A 16,822-nucleotide genomic window follows, 5' to 3' on the forward strand; every position below is an offset into this window, starting at 1 on the left:
GGAGCGGGCTTGCTCGCGAATGCGGTGGATCAGTCAATATTTTCGGTGGCTGGCACACCGCATTCGCGAGCAAGCCCGCTCCCACATTTTGATCGAGTGCTAGCCCTCTATGACGCGGTTTTTGCCTTGGCGCTTGGCCTCGTACATCGCGGCGTCGGCCCGTGCGAACAGGCTGTCCAGGGTTGAGTCGTCTTCGCGCAGGTTGGCCAGGCCTTGGCTGACGGTCACGGTAAAGTCTCGGCCTTCAAAGCTGAAACTCAGGGCCTGGATTTCCTTGCCCAGCCGCTCGGCCACCTGTAACGCCATCTGCGGGGCACAGCCAGGCAGTACGGCGGCGAACTCTTCGCCGCCAATGCGTCCGAACAGGTCGCCACGGCGCAGTACGCCGCGACCGCTCTCGGCGATACGCCGCAACACCTGATCGCCTTCCAGGTGGCCGTAGCTGTCGTTGACGTCTTTGAAGTCATCGATGTCCAGCAGCAGGAACGCCAGTGGGGCGCCTTGGGCGCAGGCGCTGTCGAACGCCTGGTTGGCGCACTCGAAAAAGTGCCTGCGGTTGCTGCTTTGGGTCAGCACATCAGTGGTGGCGAGTCGGTGCAGCTCCAACTCCATGTGCTTTTTTTCGGTGATGTCTTCGGCCATGCCGACCACAATCACCGGCTTGCCGGGTTCGACCTGTTGGTTGATGTAACACTTGTCGCTCAACCAGCGAATCTGACCGTCGGCGGTGATGATGCGGTACTCGCGGTCCTCCACGGCGCCGTCTTCCATCACGCGGGCCAGGCTGTGTTCGGCGTAGTCGAGGTCTTCGGGGTGAATGCTGTTGCGCCATTCGCGGTGGTCGGCGAGCAGTAAACCGGCGGATCGGCCAAATACCCGCTCGTAGGCCGGGCTCACGTACAGCACACGCCGGGTTTCCCAGTCGATGGCCCACAGCACGGCATTCACGCTGACCAGCAGTGAACTGAGCAGTTGTTCGCGCTCACTCAGCCGTTCGACTTCACCCTGGGCATGCATCAGCGCCAGCAGGGTGGCCGCCGCAGCCGGGCGTGGGTGCTCAGCGACAGGGGCATCGGTTGAATAGGGCTTTTCGGGAACCATCGGCACAACTCTCTCTGGGCTCGCCGCAGGATGGAGCAGCGGTCAGTACAAGGGCCACCATGATGGCGAAGTGTTCCTTGAGAGAGGGGATTTGCAGTGAAGTTCCGTGAACGGGCTGACTAAGAAATGGCGTCAGAAACCAGTATGTAGTGAGCGGGCGTGCCCGCTCACTACAACAAGCCGGCCTGTCAGACCGCTGCAGGGCGCAGCGAGTAGGTCTTCAACTGGTGGGCAAAATCGCGCAGGGACTGAATGCCGCTGGCCTCAGCCTCATGCACCCATTCCTTGATTGCCGCCAACATGTCGTGGCCATTGGTGCTGGTCTTCAGCCAGATCTGTTGCAGCGCCAGGCGCTTCTCGTAGATCACGGTCAACGCGTGGCTGTGTTCGAGCATGCTCTGGATGCGCACGTGGTGGCGGTCATCCAGCAGGCTGGTTTCACGCGACAGCAGGCGCTTGGCACGGTGGAACTGGTGGCGCACCGAATGATCGACCTTTTCCAGCTCCTGCTTGACCAGCGGGCCGATCACCAACTTGCGGTACTGGGCCATGATCTGGAAGCGGTTGTTGAGGATCGCCATGGCGGTGTCCATGTCCAGGTGGCCTTTGCCCTCGACGCGGTGGGCAATCGGTGCAACGCGTTGCACCTTGGCCAGGCGCAGGAAGCTGAACACTTTGATCCATGCCCAACCCAGGTCGAATTCCCACTTTTTCACCGACAGCTTGGCCGAGTTCGGGTAGGTGTGGTGGTTGTTGTGTAGCTCTTCACCGCCGACGATGATGCCCCACGGCACCAGGTTGGTGGCGGCGTCACGGCACTCGAAGTTGCGATAACCGACCGCATGGCCCAGGCCGTTGATGACGCCGGCAGCCCAGAACGGGATCCACATCATCTGGATCGCCCAGATGGTGATGCCGATGGTGCCGAACAGCAGCAGGTCGATGACGCCCATGATCGCCACGCCCAGCAGCGGGTAAGGCGTGTAGATTTTGCGTTCGATCCAGTCGTCCGGGCAGTTTTTGCCGTAGATGCGCAGGGTCTCGGGGTTCTCGGCCTCGGCGCGGTACAGCTCGGCGCCTTTGCGCAGCACGGTGGACAAACCCTTGATCACCGGACTGTGCGGGTCGTCGACGGTTTCGCACTTGGCGTGGTGTTTGCGGTGGATGGCGGTCCACTCGCGGGTGTTCTGCGCCGTGGTCAGCCACAGCCAGAAGCGGAAGAAGTGTTTCAGGCCGGCATTGAGCTCCAGGGAGCGATGGGCTGAATAACGGTGCAGATAGACCGTGACCCCAACAATGGTCACGTGGGTCATCAACAGCGTGACTGCCACCAGTTGCCAGGCTGACAGGTCAAGAAAACCGTTGTACCACATAGGCTGTATGGCCCTCAGATAAAGAAAAAAACAGCTCACGCATTATCACTAAGCCTACAGAGAAAACCAGCCGCCCTTTCAGATAGGAGTGACTGGATGTTTCTTATTCTATAATCCGCAGCCTTTGTAGGGCGATTTTGTTTTTTGGGTAAGGATTACTGACCATATGCTGTTTTCATACCGAGGCGCCCTGCGTGCGGGGCTGGTATACCTGCTGATTTCCATTGTGTGGCTCCAGCTCAGCAATCACCTATTGATCAACTTTCTCGATGACCCATGGCAGTTAGGGCACTGGCTGCAGGTGCGCGGCTATGTATGGGTGGCCCTCAGCGCGCTGGTCATTTACCTGATCTGTGCCCGTTTTGCCCGCACCCACCGGCTGCAGCAACCCTTGAAAGAAAACCGCGAACGCCTGCAACAGGCCGCCGCCGTGTTCGATTGCACCCGTGAAGGCGTGCTGGTCACCGACGCCCAGGGGCTGATCGTGCATGTGAACCGCGCGTTCATGGAGATCACCGGTTACAGCCGTGAGGACGTAATGGGCCAACGGCCGAGCCTGTTCAAGTCCGGGCGCCATTCGTCGAATTTTTATCAACAGGTGTTCCAGACCCTCGAGCGCACAGGCGAATGGAGCGGCGAAATCTGGAACCGGCGCAAAAGCGGCGAGATTTATCCACAGTGGCAAACCATCCGGGTTATCCACAATGACCAGGGCCAGGTCAGCCATTATGTTGCGGTGTTTTCCGACATCAGCGCCATCAAAGACTCCGAGCACGAACTGGCGCACCTGGCCCACCACGACCCGCTCACCGACCTGCCCAACCGCCTGCTCTTTACCGATCGTGCCGAGCAGGCGCTGGCCTCGGCGCAAGTGCACAAGCGCGGCTGCGCGTTGCTGTTGATGGACCTGGACCACTTCAAAATCATCAACGACAGCCTCGGCCATAACGTCGGTGACCAGTTGCTCAAGGCCGTCGGCGAGCGGCTGAAAGGCCTGTTCGGCCCCGGCGTGACCCTGGCGCGCCTCGGCGGCGATGAGTTCGCCGTGCTGGCGGAAAGTTGTCCACAGGTGGTTCAGGCTGCCGCGCTGGCGCAGCGTATGCTCGATGCGATGAAAGAGCCGTTTGTGTTCGACGGCAACCAGTTGTTTATCAGCGCCAGCATCGGCATCAGCCTGTTTCCCAGTGATGCCCTGAGCGCCGAACAACTGCTGCGCAATGCCGACTCCGCACTGTTCAAAGCCAAGAGCGCCGGTCGTGAAGGTTATGCGCTGTACACCGAAGAACTGACCGCCCACGCCCAGCACCGCGTGGAAATCGCCAGCGAATTGCGCCGCGCCCTCGATCAGCAAGAGCTGCGTGTGTATTACCAGCCCGTGCACGACCTGCAAGGCAGCCGCCTGGTCGGCGTCGAAGCCCTGGTGCGCTGGCAACACCCGGAACGCGGCCTGGTGCCGCCGGGCGAATTTATCCCGATTGCCGAGCGCACCGGGCTGATTGCCGATATCGATGCCTGGGTGATGGACCAGGCCTGCCGCCAGATGGGCCAATGGCTGGCCGATGGCGCGCCGTTGAGCTTTATTGCGGTGAACGTCTCCAGCCGTTTGTTTGCCCGGCGTGAGCTGTATGAGCAAGTCGCCCAGGTGCTGCACACCACCGGCCTGGATCCGGCTTATCTGGAACTTGAAGTCACCGAAAGCGCGGTGATGGAAGACCCGGAAGTGGCCCTTGAACAACTGCACCGCCTGCGCGAGCTGGGCTTGCGCCTGGCGATCGACGACTTTGGCACCGGTTATTCGTCACTGCTGCGCCTCAAGCGCCTGCCGGTGCAGAAGCTCAAGATCGACCAGGGTTTTGTCGCCGGGTTGCCGTGGGATGAGGACGACGCCGCGATTGTGCGCGTGGTGATCGCCTTGGCAAAAAGCATGGGCATGCAGGTTCACGCCGAAGGCATTGAACAGGTGGAGCAGGCGCGGTTTTTGTTGGAGCAGGAGTGTGATTTGGGCCAAGGGTATTGGTTTGGCCGGCCGGTGCCGGCGCAAGAAATGGATTGGGCCAGGTCACCCGCTATCCGCATGTGAAATACAGGCCAATGTGGGAGCCGGGCTTGCCCGCGATGAGGCAGTATCAGTCGAAACATCAGTGCCTGACACACCGTCATCGCGGGCAAGCCCGGCTCCCACAGGGTTCAGCGGTGCCTGGGTAGCAGTATTTTCCAGGCCAAAACCCGCGCAACCCCACGTCCTGTCAGAAAATTCTTTCTGGTTATATAAACATTCTTAAATAGTATTTTTAAGAATATCCGCGCTTATCTACTATCGCCCTCACGCCGCAAGCAGTGCCGCCACTGCCGGGCACTATTCATTTCAGGAGCGAGACCATGAGCGCATCTCTACGTAGCGTCGACGGCCAGGACGAAGCAGCCATTTTGCGTGAGATCCAGAGCGCCTTGCGCGACCTGCGGTTTGGCGCGGTGGAAATCACGGTGCATAACGCCCAAGTGGTGCAGATCGAACGCAAGGAAAAATTCCGTTTGCAGAACCCCGGTAACAAACCGAGCTAAGCACCGACGGCGATTCGCATGCTGGACCCGCAACTATAAGAAAAAGCCAACACCCAAGAATTTCAGGAGCTTCTATGTCGTCGATTCGCCGTTACGCCCTGGCCGCACTGGCCAGCGCCGTGTTTGCCGGTTCCGCCGTTGCCAAGGACTACGAGTTGCTCAATGTCTCGTATGACCCGACCCGTGAGCTGTACCAGGACTACAACGCTGAGTTCACCAGCTACTGGAAACAGGCCCACCCTGGCGACAACGTCAAGATCCAGCAATCCCATGGCGGCTCGGGCAAGCAAGGCCGGGCGGTGATCGACGGTCTGCGCGCCGACGTGGTGACCCTGGCCCTGGCCGGCGACATCGACGAAATCGCCAAACTGGGCAAGACCCTGCCGGAAAACTGGCAAACCCGCCTGCCGGATGCGAGCACCCCGTACACCTCGACCATCGTGTTCCTGGTGCGCAAGGGCAACCCAAAAGGCATCAAGGACTGGGGCGACCTGATCAAGAAAGACGTTTCCGTGATCACGCCTAACCCGAAAACCTCCGGCGGTGCGCGCTGGAACTTCCTCGCCGCGTGGGCCTACGGCCTTAAATCCGGCGGCAGCGAAGCCAAGGCGCAGGAATACGTAAAAGAGCTGTTCAAGCACGTGCCGATCCTCGACACCGGTGCTCGCGGTTCGACCATCACCTTCGTCAACAACGGTCAGGGTGACGTGTTGCTGGCGTGGGAAAACGAGGCGTTCCTGGCACTTAAAGAAGATGGTGGTGCCGACAAGTTCGATATCGTTGTGCCGTCCCTGTCGATCCTCGCGGAGCCGCCGGTTGCCGTGGTCGACAAAAACGCCGAGAAAAAGGGCAATACCGAGATCGCCACCGAATACCTCAAGCACCTGTACAGCCCGGCGGGTCAGGAGATTGCGGCGAAGAACTTCTACCGCCCACGCGATGCAAAAGTTGCCGCCAAATACGCCCAGCAGTTCCCGAAACTGGACCTGGTGACTATCGACAAAGACTTCGGCGGCTGGAAAACTGCCCAGCCGAAATTCTTTAACGACGGTGGCGTGTTCGACCAGATCTACACGGCGCAGTAAGCCAAATTAAACTGTAGGAGCCTGACTTTCTATAGGCTCTGGGCTTGTGTGGGAGCTGGCTTGCCTGCGATAGCATCACCGCAGTGTGTCTGACACACCGAGGTGCCTGCATCGCGGGCAAGCCCGGCTCCCACAGTAGAACCAGCCCCCACAGAAAGCTCGCTCCTGCAGTGGTATCTACCCGCTAACCAAGGACTCTTATGTCGCGTCGTATTTCCCCCGTCATACCCGGCTTCGGGCTGACGCTGGGCTACACCGTGGTGTACCTCAGCCTGATCGTACTCATCCCCCTGGCGGCGATGTTTGTACATGCCGCTCAACTCACTTGGGATCAGTTCTGGGCCATCATTACCGCACCGAGGGTGCTGGCGGCGTTGAAACTGAGCTTCGGCACCGCGTTCGTCGCGGCGATCATCAACGGCGTGATCGGCACACTGCTGGCCTGGGTGCTGGTGCGTTACACCTTCCCCGGTCGCAAGATCATCGATGCAATGATCGACTTGCCGTTTGCCCTGCCCACCGCCGTGGCCGGTATCGCGCTCACCGCGCTATACGCTCCGGCCGGTCTGGTCGGGCAGTTCGCAACCGACCTGGGCTTTAAAATCGCCTACACCCCACTCGGCATCACCCTCGCACTGACCTTCGTGACCTTGCCCTTCGTGGTGCGCACGGTGCAGCCGGTGCTCGCCGATATCCCGCGTGAGATCGAAGAAGCCGCCGCCTGCCTGGGCGCCAAGCCTTTGCAGGTGTTCCGCTACATTCTCGTACCCGCATTGCTGCCCGCCTGGCTGACCGGCTTCGCGCTGGCGTTTGCCCGAGGCGTGGGTGAGTACGGTTCGGTGATCTTCATCGCCGGCAACATGCCGATGAAAACCGAGATTCTGCCGTTGCTGATCATGGTCAAGCTCGACCAATACGACTACACCGGCGCCACCGCCATCGGCGTGATGATGCTGGTGGTTTCCTTTGTCCTGCTGCTGCTGATCAACTTGCTGCAGCGGCGCATCGAAACCCCATAAGGAGGCGCGGAACATGTCCCAATCGTCTATTTCCGCTGCGTCCTCGGCCAACGCTGCCCGTCGTGGCAGCGCGGTGTCGCGTCGCATCCTGATCACACTGGGCTGGCTGGTGTTCGCGCTGTTCCTGCTGCTGCCGCTGTTTATCGTGGTGTCCCAGGGTTTGAAGAATGGCCTCGGCGCGTTCTTCACGGCGATCCTTGAGCCGGACGCGCTGTCGGCACTCAAGCTCACAGTGATCGCCGTGGTGATTTCGGTGCCGCTCAACCTGGTGTTTGGCGTCAGCGCCGCGTGGTGTGTGAGCAAGTACTCGTTCCGTGGCAAGAGCATTCTGGTCACGCTGATCGACCTGCCGTTCTCGGTGTCGCCGGTGATCGCGGGCCTGGTCTACGTGCTGATGTTCGGTGCCCAGGGCTTCTTCGGCCCGTGGCTGCAAGACCATGACATCCAAATCGTGTTCGCCTTGCCGGGCATTGTGCTGGCGACCATCTTCGTGACGGTGCCGTTCGTGGCTCGTGAGCTGATCCCGCTGATGCAGGAGCAGGGCACCCAGGAAGAAGAAGCCGCACGCCTGCTGGGCGCCAACGGCTGGCAGATGTTCTGGCACGTGACCGTGCCGAACATCAAGTGGGGCCTGATCTACGGCGTGGTGCTGTGTACCGCGCGGGCCATGGGTGAGTTCGGCGCGGTGTCGGTGGTGTCCGGCCACATTCGCGGCGTGACCAACACCTTGCCGCTGCACGTCGAGATCCTCTACAACGAATACAACCATGTCGCCGCGTTTGCCGTCGCGAGCCTGTTGCTGATCCTGGCGCTCTTCATCCTGCTGCTCAAGCAGTGGAGCGAGAACCGTATCAACCGCCTGCGCAACAGCGCCGGTGAGGAATAAGTCATGTCGATCGAAGTCCGTAATGTCAGCAAGAACTTCAACGCCTTCAAGGCCCTGAACAGCATCAATCTGGACATCCAGAGTGGCGAGCTGGTGGCGTTGCTGGGCCCGTCCGGCTGCGGCAAGACCACCTTGCTGCGCATCATCGCCGGCCTGGAAACCCCGGATGACGGCAGCATCGTGTTCCACGGTGAAGACGTGTCCGGCCACGACGTGCGGGATCGCAACGTCGGCTTTGTGTTCCAGCACTACGCGTTGTTCCGCCACATGACCGTGTTCGACAACGTTGCCTTCGGCCTGCGCATGAAGCCGAAAAACCAGCGCCCGAGCGAAAGCCAGATTGCGGTCAAAGTGCATGAATTGCTGAACATGGTGCAGCTTGATTGGCTGTCGGATCGCTACCCGGAACAACTCTCCGGCGGCCAGCGCCAGCGTATCGCCCTGGCCCGCGCCCTGGCGGTAGAACCCAAAGTGCTGCTGCTGGACGAACCCTTCGGCGCCCTCGACGCCAAGGTGCGTAAAGAGCTGCGCCGCTGGCTGGCGCGCCTGCACGAAGACATCAACCTCACCTCGGTGTTCGTGACCCACGACCAGGAAGAGGCCATGGAAGTCGCCGACCGTATCGTGGTGATGAACAAGGGCGTGATCGAGCAGATCGGCTCACCGGGCGAAGTCTACGAAAACCCGGCCAGCGATTTTGTCTATCACTTCCTGGGCGATTCCAACCGCCTGCACGTGGGCGAAGACAAGCACGTGCTGTTCCGCCCGCACGAAGTGTCGCTGTCACGCCATGAGCTGGAAGACCACCACGCGGCGCAAGTACGCGATATTCGCCCACTCGGCGCCACCACACGGGTAACGCTGAAGGTCGAAGGCCAAAGCGAGCTGATCGAGGCCGAAGTGGTCAAAGACCACGACAGCCTGACGGGTTTGGCGCGTGGCGAAACCTTGTTCTTCAAGCCCAAGGTCTGGCAAAAAGCCTGACCCCAACGCCAAACCCAATGTGCAAACAGGGCTCATGTGGGAGCTGGCTTGCCTGCGATAGCATCACTGCGGTGTGACTGACACACCGAGGTGCCTGTATCGCAGGCAAGCCAGCTCCCACATTCAAACCTTTCTCGGCTCCAGATCACGGCGTGTTACCGGCCCCGAGCGCTGCTCAATCTGCTCTTTAAGTTCATGCCGCAACCCCAGCAAAAACGCCAACTCCGCCACCACAAACAACGGCCCTACAATCAGCCCCGACACATCATCCACAAACGCCGGCTTCTTGCCTTCGTAGTAGTGCCCGACAAACTGAATCACCCAGCCCACCACAAACATCCCGATGCCGCTGCTCAGCCACACCAGTGTGCTCTGCGCCGCCAGCTCGTGCCCGGCCCACACCGACAAGCCCATCAGTACCGTCATCAGCACGCCCAACGCCAGTTCCAGGCGCAGGTAAAACCACGCCGACAACAACGCGAGTACCACCGCCGGAGATATCCACAGGCTGCCGACCGCCCATTCGGGGCGCGACAACAGCACCGCCACGGCGACGACGATCAGCGGGATGCCGATAAAGTGGCTGGCGATATTGCGCGGGTCGCGGTGGTAGGCGGCGTATTGGCTGAGGTGGTCGACGAGGCTTTTCATTGTTGTTCCTCCTGTAGGATGCTTGATCATGCCCTGCCAGCCTGGGATTGACTGTCAACTGGGCGACAATCTTCGGAGTGCTCATGGACACAGAGAAATGGCGTACTCGCTTGGCCACCGGCCACTGGTTCAGCCACCTGCCTGCGCCTTTTCAGCATAGCCTGCTGGCCCACGCACGGCAGCGGCAGCTGGCGGCGGGGCAAACCCTGTTCAAGCGTGGCGACCCGCCCTGTGGCCTGTACGCGGTGCTCGACGGCGCCTTGCGCATCAGCGCGGTGAATGAGCACGGCAAGGAAGCCCTGTTGAGTCTGGTGGAATCACCCTTTTGGCTGGGTGAAATTTGCCTGTTCGATGGCCTGCCGCGTACCCACGACGCCTGCGCCGTCGGCCCGTGCACGCTGCTGCAGGTGCCGCAACATGCGCTGCTGAATATTCTCAATGAAAGCCCGCAGTACTGGCGTGATCTGGCGTTATTGATGAGCCAGAAGCTGCGCCTGAGTTTTATCAATATCGAGCAACTGAGCCTGATGCCAGCCTCGGTGCGCCTGGCGCATCGGTTGTTGATGATCGTCGAGGGTTACGGCGAGGCCGAGTCTTCAAAAAGCGTGCTGCAACTGCCCCAGGAAGACCTGGCCGCCATGTTGAGCTTGTCACGCCAGACCACCAACGCCTTGCTCAAGGACCTGCAGGCCCAAGGCATCGTGCGCCTGGGTTACGGCGAGATCGAAATCCTCGATGCCCGGCGACTGCGTGAGGCGGCGCACACCTGAGGGTGTTAGCCTGCAAACCTGATTAATCGAGGTGTGTTATGCGCGTGCTGTTAGTGGAACATGAATCCGAAGAGGCACAGCGGATGGCCCAGGGCTTGAACGAGGCCAGTTACAGCGTCGAAGTCGCGGCCAATGGCATGGCGGCGTTGCGCCTGGTTGAAAGCACTGAGTACGACCTGGTGATCCTGGATGTGATGCTGCCGGGCCTGAATGCCTGGAAGTTGCAGCAGGCGATTCGGTTGAAGGGTGAGACGCCGATGTTGTTCCTGACCACGCCGGGCGGGATTGAAGACCGCTTGCGTGGGTTGGAACTGCATGAGGATGATTATTTGCTCAAGCCGTTTGATGCCAAGGTGCTTGTCGCGCGGGTGAAAAAACTCTTGCGGCGTGGTCGCTGAGCCACCGCTCTCGCAGGCAAGCCAGCTCCCACAGTTGGAATGCATTCCCCTGTGGGAGCTGGCTTGCCTGCGATGAGGCCCGACCTAACGCAACCCATCGCGAAACTGCCCCGGCGTCATCCCCGTCCAGCGTTTGAACGCGCGGCTGAAACTGCTGGTATCGGCAAACCCAAGCAAATAACTGATCTCGGCCAATGAGCAGTGCGGATCGCGCAAGTGCAGCAGGGCCAGGTTCTCGCGGCACTCGTTGAGCAACGCATCAAACCGACAGCCTTCATCCGCCAGATGCCGCTGCAGGCTGCGCAGGCTCAGGTGCAACGCCTGGGCGATGCGCTCGGCGCTCGGCTCACCCTCGGGCAGTTGGGCCTCGATGGCCGCGCGCACCTTGCGCTCCCACGTCAGCGGTTGCAGTTGGGCCAGGGTGCGCTTGAGTACGGTTTCATTGTGCTCGGCCAACTCCGGGTTGGCGTCGTCCAGGTGGCTGTCGAAGTCCTGGGCGGAAAATTCAAGGCGGTCTTCCTCTGCATCGAAAAACACCGGTGCGCGAAATACCGTGTGCCAGGGTTTTGGATCCGCCGGTTCCGGCCGCCGCAGGTACACCGCCAACGGCGCGTAGTCACGGCCCAGGCGATTACGGCAGGTGCGCACATAGATCGCTGCAAACGCATCAATCGCTTCCAGCGCGGGTGCCGGACTGTCCGCAGGTTGCAGCAGACGAAAGCGGTAACGCTCGCCATCTCCGCTAAGCTCCAGGGTCAGGGCATCGCTGACCACCTGGTGATACCGCACGATGCGTTCGAACACCTCACGCAGGCTGCCGCTGGCCACCAGTGCATAACCCAACGCATGAAAGGTGGTCGGGCTCACAAACCGCGACACGCGCAAGCCGATCGCCGGGTCGCCACTGGCCTGCACTGCCAGCGCCCACAGGCGCGTGGTGGCCGACAGCGGGTAACGCGCATTCGGGTCGTCCATCTGCTGCGGGTCGAGCCCGGCCTCGATGCACAGCGCGGCGCTGTCCAGGTTCAGGGCGTCGAGCTGCTTGCGCAGGGCGCGGGTCCAGCTGGCGAGGGAGGTGGGTTCAGTCATGGTGATTGGCGCTTGCGGTCAACAGGTTGGCGTCCGGGGCTAGCGTCCCGCCCGATCGCGTGGGGCAGGATGGACGTATCACTTAACAAGAGGATGGGAGCATGGACGGTACTTCTGCAAGTCCCCAACAGATGAACGCGCAACAGCGCTCGGCAAAAATCCGTGAAGTGGTGCTCGCCGAAGGCGTGCGGTTGCGCCAACAGCACCCCTGGCTATTGCATCAGGACGCTTTGGGCGCGGGTATCCTGGCCTTTGCCTTGCTCGGCATGCTCGGCTCGGCGGCGCTCTACATCACCGGCCATATGGCTTGGTGGGCGTGCCTGCTGCTCAATGCCTTCCTCGCGTCGCTGACCCACGAGCTGGAACATGACCTGATCCACAGCATGTATTTTCGCAAGCAACGCGTGCCGCACAACCTGATGATGGGGCTGGTGTGGCTGGCGCGGCCGAGCACCATCAACCCGTGGATTCGTCGGCACTTGCACCTTAACCACCACAAGGTGTCCGGCACCGAAACCGATATGGAAGAGCGCGCCATCACCAATGGCGAGCCCTGGGGGTTCGCGCGGTTGCTGATGGTGGGCGATAACGTGATGTCGGCGTTTATCCGCATGCTGCGGGCCAAAACCTGGCGTCACAAACTCAAGATCCTCAAACGCTCGCTGCTGGTCTACGCACCGCTGGCGCTGCTGCATTGGGGCGCGTGGTATGTGTTCCTGGGCTTTCATGCCGCCAATGGCATCGCCAGCCTGATGGGCGTGCCAATCCAGTGGTCCGCCGGTACCTTGCAGATGATGCAGGTGATTGATATCGCCGCCGTGGTGATCATCGGCCCTAACGTGCTGCGCACCTTTTGCCTGCATTTTGTCAGCTCCAACATGCACTATTACGGTGATGTGGAACTGGGCAACGTGATCCAGCAAACCCAGGTGCTCAACCCGTGGTGGATGTGGCCGTTGCAGGCGTTCTGCTTCAACTTCGGCAGCACTCACGGCATCCACCATTTTGTGGTGAAGGAGCCGTTTTACATCCGCCAGATGACCGCCAAGGTCGCCCACCTGGTGATGCGCGAGATGGGCGTGCGCTTCAATGATATCGGTACGTTTACCCGCGCCAATCGGCTTGAACGCCAGGAACGGCCGGACGCCGAACTGGCGTTCAGCAAGCAATAAACGCCAGCGGCAGGTCGCGAATCTGTTCGCGCAACGGCGGCTGATAGTGGTCGTCGCTGATCAGCTCATGCAGCAGTTCTTCGCGCAGTTGGTGGAACTCGAATCTGCTGCGCTGGCGCGGATGGGGCAGGGCGATGTCCACCACCTGCTTGATCCGCCCGGGTCGCGGCTCCATCACCACCACGCGGTCGGCGAGGAAGATCGCTTCTTCCACATCGTGGGTCACCAGCACCGTGGTGATTTGGGCGCGGGCGCGGATCGCCAATAACTCGTCCTGCATCTGCTGGCGGGTCAGCGCATCGAGGGCGCCGAACGGCTCGTCGAGCAACAGAATGCGCGGGCTGGCCACCAGACCTCGGGCGATAGCCACACGTTGCGCCATGCCGCCGGACAGCTGATGCGGGTAAGCGCGGGTAAAGTCGGTAAGGCCCACCAATTCGATAAAGTCACCGATGCGCCGGTTGCGCTCGGCCTCGCTCAACGGCTCGTTGACCAGGCCCAGGCCGATGTTTTCTGCGACGGTCAGCCAGGGGAACAAACGATGCTCCTGGAACACGATGCCCCGCTCGCCGCCGATGCCGCTGACAGCTTTGCCATCCACCCGGATCTCGCCACGAAATTGCGTATCCAGCCCCACCAGCAGGCGCAGCAGGGTGGATTTGCCGCAGCCGCTGGAACCCACAATCGCCACAAACTCGCCTTCGGCAATGTCCAGGTTGAATTCGCGAATCGCCTCCAGCTCAAAGCCGTCGACGTCAAAGGTCTTGCCCACATGGTTGAAGCTGACGATAGGTGCGTTCATGCGTGTCTCCAGCGCGTGGCGCGGGTTTCGATGCGTTGTCCGATAAGGTTGAGCGTGGCGCCGGTGAGGCCGACCAGCAACATGCCGCCCATGATCAGGTCCATGCGCAGCAGCTGTTGGGCGCCGATCATCAGGCTGCCGACGCCGCCATTGGACGGCATGAAATATTCCGCGCCGATGGTGCCCAGCCAGGCATAGATCAGGCTCAGGCGCAGGCCGGCGAAGATCCCCGCCGCCGCGCCCGGCAGCACCAGGCGGCGCAGGCGCTGGAATAGATTCAGGCGCAGCACTTGCGCGGCTTCACGCAACTGTGGCGACAGGTTCAACACGCTGCGCTGCGTGGCGATAAACAGCGGAAAAAACGCCGCGAGGGCGATAAACACCCACTTGGCCAATTCACCCAGGCCGAACCAGGCGGTGAGTAAGGGCACCCAGGCGAAAATCGCGATCTGGCGCAGCGCGGCCAGCGTCGGCCCGAGTACTCGTTCGCTGCGTCGCGACAAACCCAGCCACAGGCCCATGGCAAATCCCAGGCTGCCGCCGAGCAACAAGCCACCCAGCGTGCGGCCGAGGCTTTTGCCCAAGGCGCCGGACAGGCTGCCATCCAGCACACCCGCACCGGTGGTTTGCAGCACGGCCCAAGGGCTGACCAGAATATTGGGGTCCACCCAAGCCTGATCCGTCGCCACCTGCCACAACGCCAGCAACAGCAGCGGCAACAACCACGGTTGCAGGCGTTGCCACCCTTGATAGCGCGGGCCACGTCGAATCTGCGCGGTGGCCGGGTGCGGCCAGTGCACCCATTTGCGGTCCAGCCAGCCGATGCCGCGATCCATCACCACGCCCAGCACGCCGATGACCACGATGCACACGAAGACACTATCGAGCATGAACAACTGGCGCGCCCAGACCATCAGGTAGCCGATGCCTTCGCTGGACGCCAGCAGCTCCACGGCCAGCAACGAGGTCCAGCCCGCCGCCAGCGCCAGGCGCACACCGGCCATGAAGGCCGGCAATGCAGCGGGCAGTATCAACCGACGAATCAGCAGGTGGGTAGGCAGGCGCAGTACGCGGGCGGCTTCACGCAGAGTGGGTTGCGCGTCACGCACGCCGACCAGTGTGTGCAGGGTGACGGGCACCACAATCGCCTTCACCAGTACCACCAGTTTCAAGGTTTCGCCGATGCCGAAAAACACCATGAACAACGGGATCCAGGCCAGGGTCGGCACTTGTGATAACGCGCTGAACGTGGGGAATACCAGGCGTTCGGCGCGAGCGCTGAAACCCAATAGCGCACCCAATACGGCCCCCGCGCCGATACCGGCCAGCAGCCCCCAGAACAAACGCTGCAAGCTGATCGCCAGGTTGCTCCATAATTCACCGCCGGCCAGTTCCACAGCACTGCTCCACACCAGTGAAGGTGCGGGCAAAATTTGTTCGCTCATCCACTGATGACGGCTGGCCAACCACCACAGCGCAAACAGTGCCAGCGGCGACAGCCAGGGCAGCAGACGCTCACCGAGCAAGGGCCAGCGCGGCGTAGAGGCTGAAAGCGGCAGGCTCAACTGTGAAGTGCGGGCCATGGCTGACCTCCGTCGGCGTTATGTGATTTCGATCTTATAAAAATGGAATCAAGATGATTGTGAGATAAGAAAAATCATTTAAAGCCTCTGCCCGGCACGCATCCAATGCATTCGAAGAATATTTTTGATGCTGTTTATGCATACGCCGCTGGAGCCAGCGTTTCTGCGGGCATAGTCCAAAAAGCTATTAAATTGTGAATTTATAGTATTTAAAGTTTTGCTCGGGCTATGCCTACTTTCTGCTCCCCAGGCGACCGTCGCCCACCAGGAGCTGCGCTTATGAAACTGCCCTTCAAACGTCTGATCAGCCTGTTCGCGGGCACCGCCCTGGCCGGGTTGGTGCACGCTGCCGACCTCAAGGAAATCCGCATCGCCGTGCCTGACCTGAGTGCCGGCAGCCAGCACAGCGGCGGCGGTATAACGGATGTCTTGCGCGAGCAGCAGATCTTCGAAAAAGCCTTTGCCGACCAAGGCATCAAGATTCAGTGGAATTACTTCAAGGGCGCCGGTCCCGTGATCAATGAAGCCTTCGCCAACGGCCAGGTGGACCTGGCCTACCTGGGCGATCTGGCGGCGATCATCGGTCGCTCCAATGGGCTGGACACACGTTTGCTCAGCGCCAGCGCGCGTGACATCAAACAGTACCTGGGCGTGGTGCCGGGCTCGGGGATCAAAAGCTTGCAGGACCTCAAGGGCAAGCGTGTGGCGGTGTTCCGTGGCACGGCCAGCCAGTTGTCGTTCGACAGTGCGTTAGCCAGTCAGGGCTTAAATGAAAAGGACCTGAAAGTCATCAACCTGGATTTCAACGCGGCGGGTGCGGCATTGGCCGCCAAGCAGATTGATGCGACCTGGGGCGGTTCGAACCTGACGGCGTTGCAGGCTAAAGGGCTGGCGGAAATACCGCTCACCACCAAGGACCTCGGCGGTGCCGGCAGCGTCCAGGCGGTGCTGGTGGGCAGCAAACAATTTGTCGACGAACACCCTGATGCGGTGGCCAAGCTGCTCAAGGCCCAGCAGCAAGCGGTGCAGTGGTTGACCACCGACAGCAACAAGCAAGCCTATATCGAGCTGGTGTCGGGGCGTGCCAGTTATCCGTCGGTGATCCTGACCAACGACTTGAAAGACCAACAGCTCAGCGAGATTTTCCCGGCGACCCTGGATCCGGTGTTCCTGGGCAAATTGCAGAGCGCGGTGGACTTGGCGTCCAAGGAGCGGCTGATTCGCAAGTCGTTTCAGGTGAGTGACTGGGTGGCGCCGAACCTGGCGGCGGCGGGGCTCTGAGTGTTTTGGTGGCTGGGATATTGCTATCGCAGGCAAGCCAGCTCCCACAGGGTAATGCATTCCAAC

General features: G+C 60.9%; 16 protein-coding genes. 10 read left to right on the plus strand and 6 right to left on the minus strand.

What is annotated here, in order from left to right:
- Positions 1–99 precede the first annotated feature (99 nt).
- Both AOA59_RS12295 and desA read right to left on the minus strand, forming a co-directional pair.
- Positions 100–1,101, minus strand: coding sequence for a sensor domain-containing diguanylate cyclase (locus AOA59_RS12295; protein WP_068933434.1), 1,002 nt, complete (start codon positions 1,099–1,101; stop codon positions 100–102).
- Between the two features lie 188 nt (positions 1,102–1,289).
- A complete protein-coding gene (desA, locus tag AOA59_RS12300; RefSeq protein ID WP_017136693.1) occupies positions 1,290–2,474 on the minus strand; it encodes a delta-9 fatty acid desaturase DesA in 1,185 nt (394 codons plus the stop codon).
- Between the two features lie 166 nt (positions 2,475–2,640).
- On the opposite strand from desA, the gene dibA reads away from it, so the two are divergent.
- From dibA to AOA59_RS12330, 6 genes are all read left to right on the plus strand, one after another.
- A complete protein-coding gene (gene dibA / locus AOA59_RS12305; RefSeq protein ID WP_099487585.1) occupies positions 2,641–4,554 on the plus strand; it encodes a phosphodiesterase DibA in 1,914 nt (637 codons plus the stop codon).
- A 299-nt stretch (positions 4,555–4,853) separates the two neighbouring features.
- On the plus strand, positions 4,854–5,036 hold the full coding sequence (oscA, locus tag AOA59_RS12310; RefSeq protein WP_003170956.1) for a sulfur starvation response protein OscA: 183 nt from the start codon (positions 4,854–4,856) through the stop codon (positions 5,034–5,036).
- Between the two features lie 74 nt (positions 5,037–5,110).
- Positions 5,111–6,121, plus strand: coding sequence for a sulfate ABC transporter substrate-binding protein (locus AOA59_RS12315; RefSeq protein ID WP_099487587.1), 1,011 nt, complete (start codon positions 5,111–5,113; stop codon positions 6,119–6,121).
- 200 nt (positions 6,122–6,321) lie between these two features.
- The gene (cysT, locus tag AOA59_RS12320; RefSeq protein WP_056858136.1) at positions 6,322–7,140 is read left to right on the plus strand and encodes a sulfate ABC transporter permease subunit CysT; all 819 of its coding nucleotides are present in this window, start codon (positions 6,322–6,324) and stop codon (positions 7,138–7,140) included.
- A gap of 13 nt (positions 7,141–7,153) precedes the next feature.
- On the plus strand, positions 7,154–8,026 hold the full coding sequence (cysW, locus tag AOA59_RS12325) for a sulfate ABC transporter permease subunit CysW (protein ID WP_017136696.1): 873 nt from the start codon (positions 7,154–7,156) through the stop codon (positions 8,024–8,026).
- Between the two features lie 3 nt (positions 8,027–8,029).
- Entirely contained in the window at positions 8,030–9,010 is a 981-nt protein-coding gene (locus AOA59_RS12330) for a sulfate/molybdate ABC transporter ATP-binding protein (protein WP_099487589.1), read from the plus strand.
- A 123-nt stretch (positions 9,011–9,133) separates the two neighbouring features.
- Here the strand turns inward: AOA59_RS12330 and AOA59_RS12335 are convergent, their stop codons facing one another.
- Positions 9,134–9,661, minus strand: a complete 528-nt coding sequence (locus AOA59_RS12335) for a DUF962 domain-containing protein (protein ID WP_099487590.1) — start codon at positions 9,659–9,661, stop codon at positions 9,134–9,136.
- A gap of 83 nt (positions 9,662–9,744) precedes the next feature.
- On the opposite strand from AOA59_RS12335, the gene AOA59_RS12340 reads away from it, so the two are divergent.
- Complete coding sequence (locus AOA59_RS12340; protein WP_099487592.1) at positions 9,745–10,431, plus strand: Crp/Fnr family transcriptional regulator; 687 nt, start codon at positions 9,745–9,747, stop codon at positions 10,429–10,431.
- Positions 10,432–10,469: 38 nt separating this feature from the next.
- Positions 10,470–10,829: a response regulator gene (locus AOA59_RS12345; RefSeq protein ID WP_069786408.1), complete on the plus strand. Its 360-nt coding sequence runs from the start codon at positions 10,470–10,472 to the stop codon at positions 10,827–10,829.
- 84 nt (positions 10,830–10,913) lie between these two features.
- Here AOA59_RS12345 and AOA59_RS12350 read toward each other — a convergent pair whose 3' ends face one another.
- On the minus strand, positions 10,914–11,918 hold the full coding sequence (locus tag AOA59_RS12350) for an AraC family transcriptional regulator (RefSeq protein ID WP_099487594.1): 1,005 nt from the start codon (positions 11,916–11,918) through the stop codon (positions 10,914–10,916).
- 101 nt (positions 11,919–12,019) lie between these two features.
- Between AOA59_RS12350 and AOA59_RS12355 the strand changes: the two genes are divergently transcribed.
- On the plus strand, positions 12,020–13,090 hold the full coding sequence (locus AOA59_RS12355) for a fatty acid desaturase (RefSeq protein WP_099487596.1): 1,071 nt from the start codon (positions 12,020–12,022) through the stop codon (positions 13,088–13,090).
- Here AOA59_RS12355 and AOA59_RS12360 read toward each other — a convergent pair.
- Positions 13,077–13,892 carry an ABC transporter ATP-binding protein gene (locus AOA59_RS12360; RefSeq protein ID WP_099487598.1) on the minus strand — a complete coding sequence of 272 codons (816 nt, stop codon included), beginning with the start codon at positions 13,890–13,892 and terminating at the stop codon, positions 13,077–13,079. The two genes, AOA59_RS12355 and AOA59_RS12360, sit on opposite strands and share 14 nt — an antisense overlap.
- Positions 13,889–15,475, minus strand: coding sequence for an ABC transporter permease (locus tag AOA59_RS12365; protein WP_099487599.1), 1,587 nt, complete (start codon positions 15,473–15,475; stop codon positions 13,889–13,891). Before AOA59_RS12365 ends, AOA59_RS12360 begins: the two co-directional genes overlap by 4 nt.
- 279 nt (positions 15,476–15,754) lie before the next feature.
- Between AOA59_RS12365 and AOA59_RS12370 the strand changes: the two genes are divergently transcribed.
- Positions 15,755–16,756, plus strand: a complete 1,002-nt coding sequence (locus AOA59_RS12370; protein ID WP_099487601.1) for an ABC transporter substrate-binding protein — start codon at positions 15,755–15,757, stop codon at positions 16,754–16,756.
- Positions 16,757–16,822: the final 66 nt, after the last annotated feature.

It is taken from the genome of Pseudomonas sp. 2822-15 (assembly GCF_002742515.1).
In the GTDB taxonomy this organism is placed as follows: domain Bacteria; phylum Pseudomonadota; class Gammaproteobacteria; order Pseudomonadales; family Pseudomonadaceae; genus Aquipseudomonas; species Aquipseudomonas salomonii.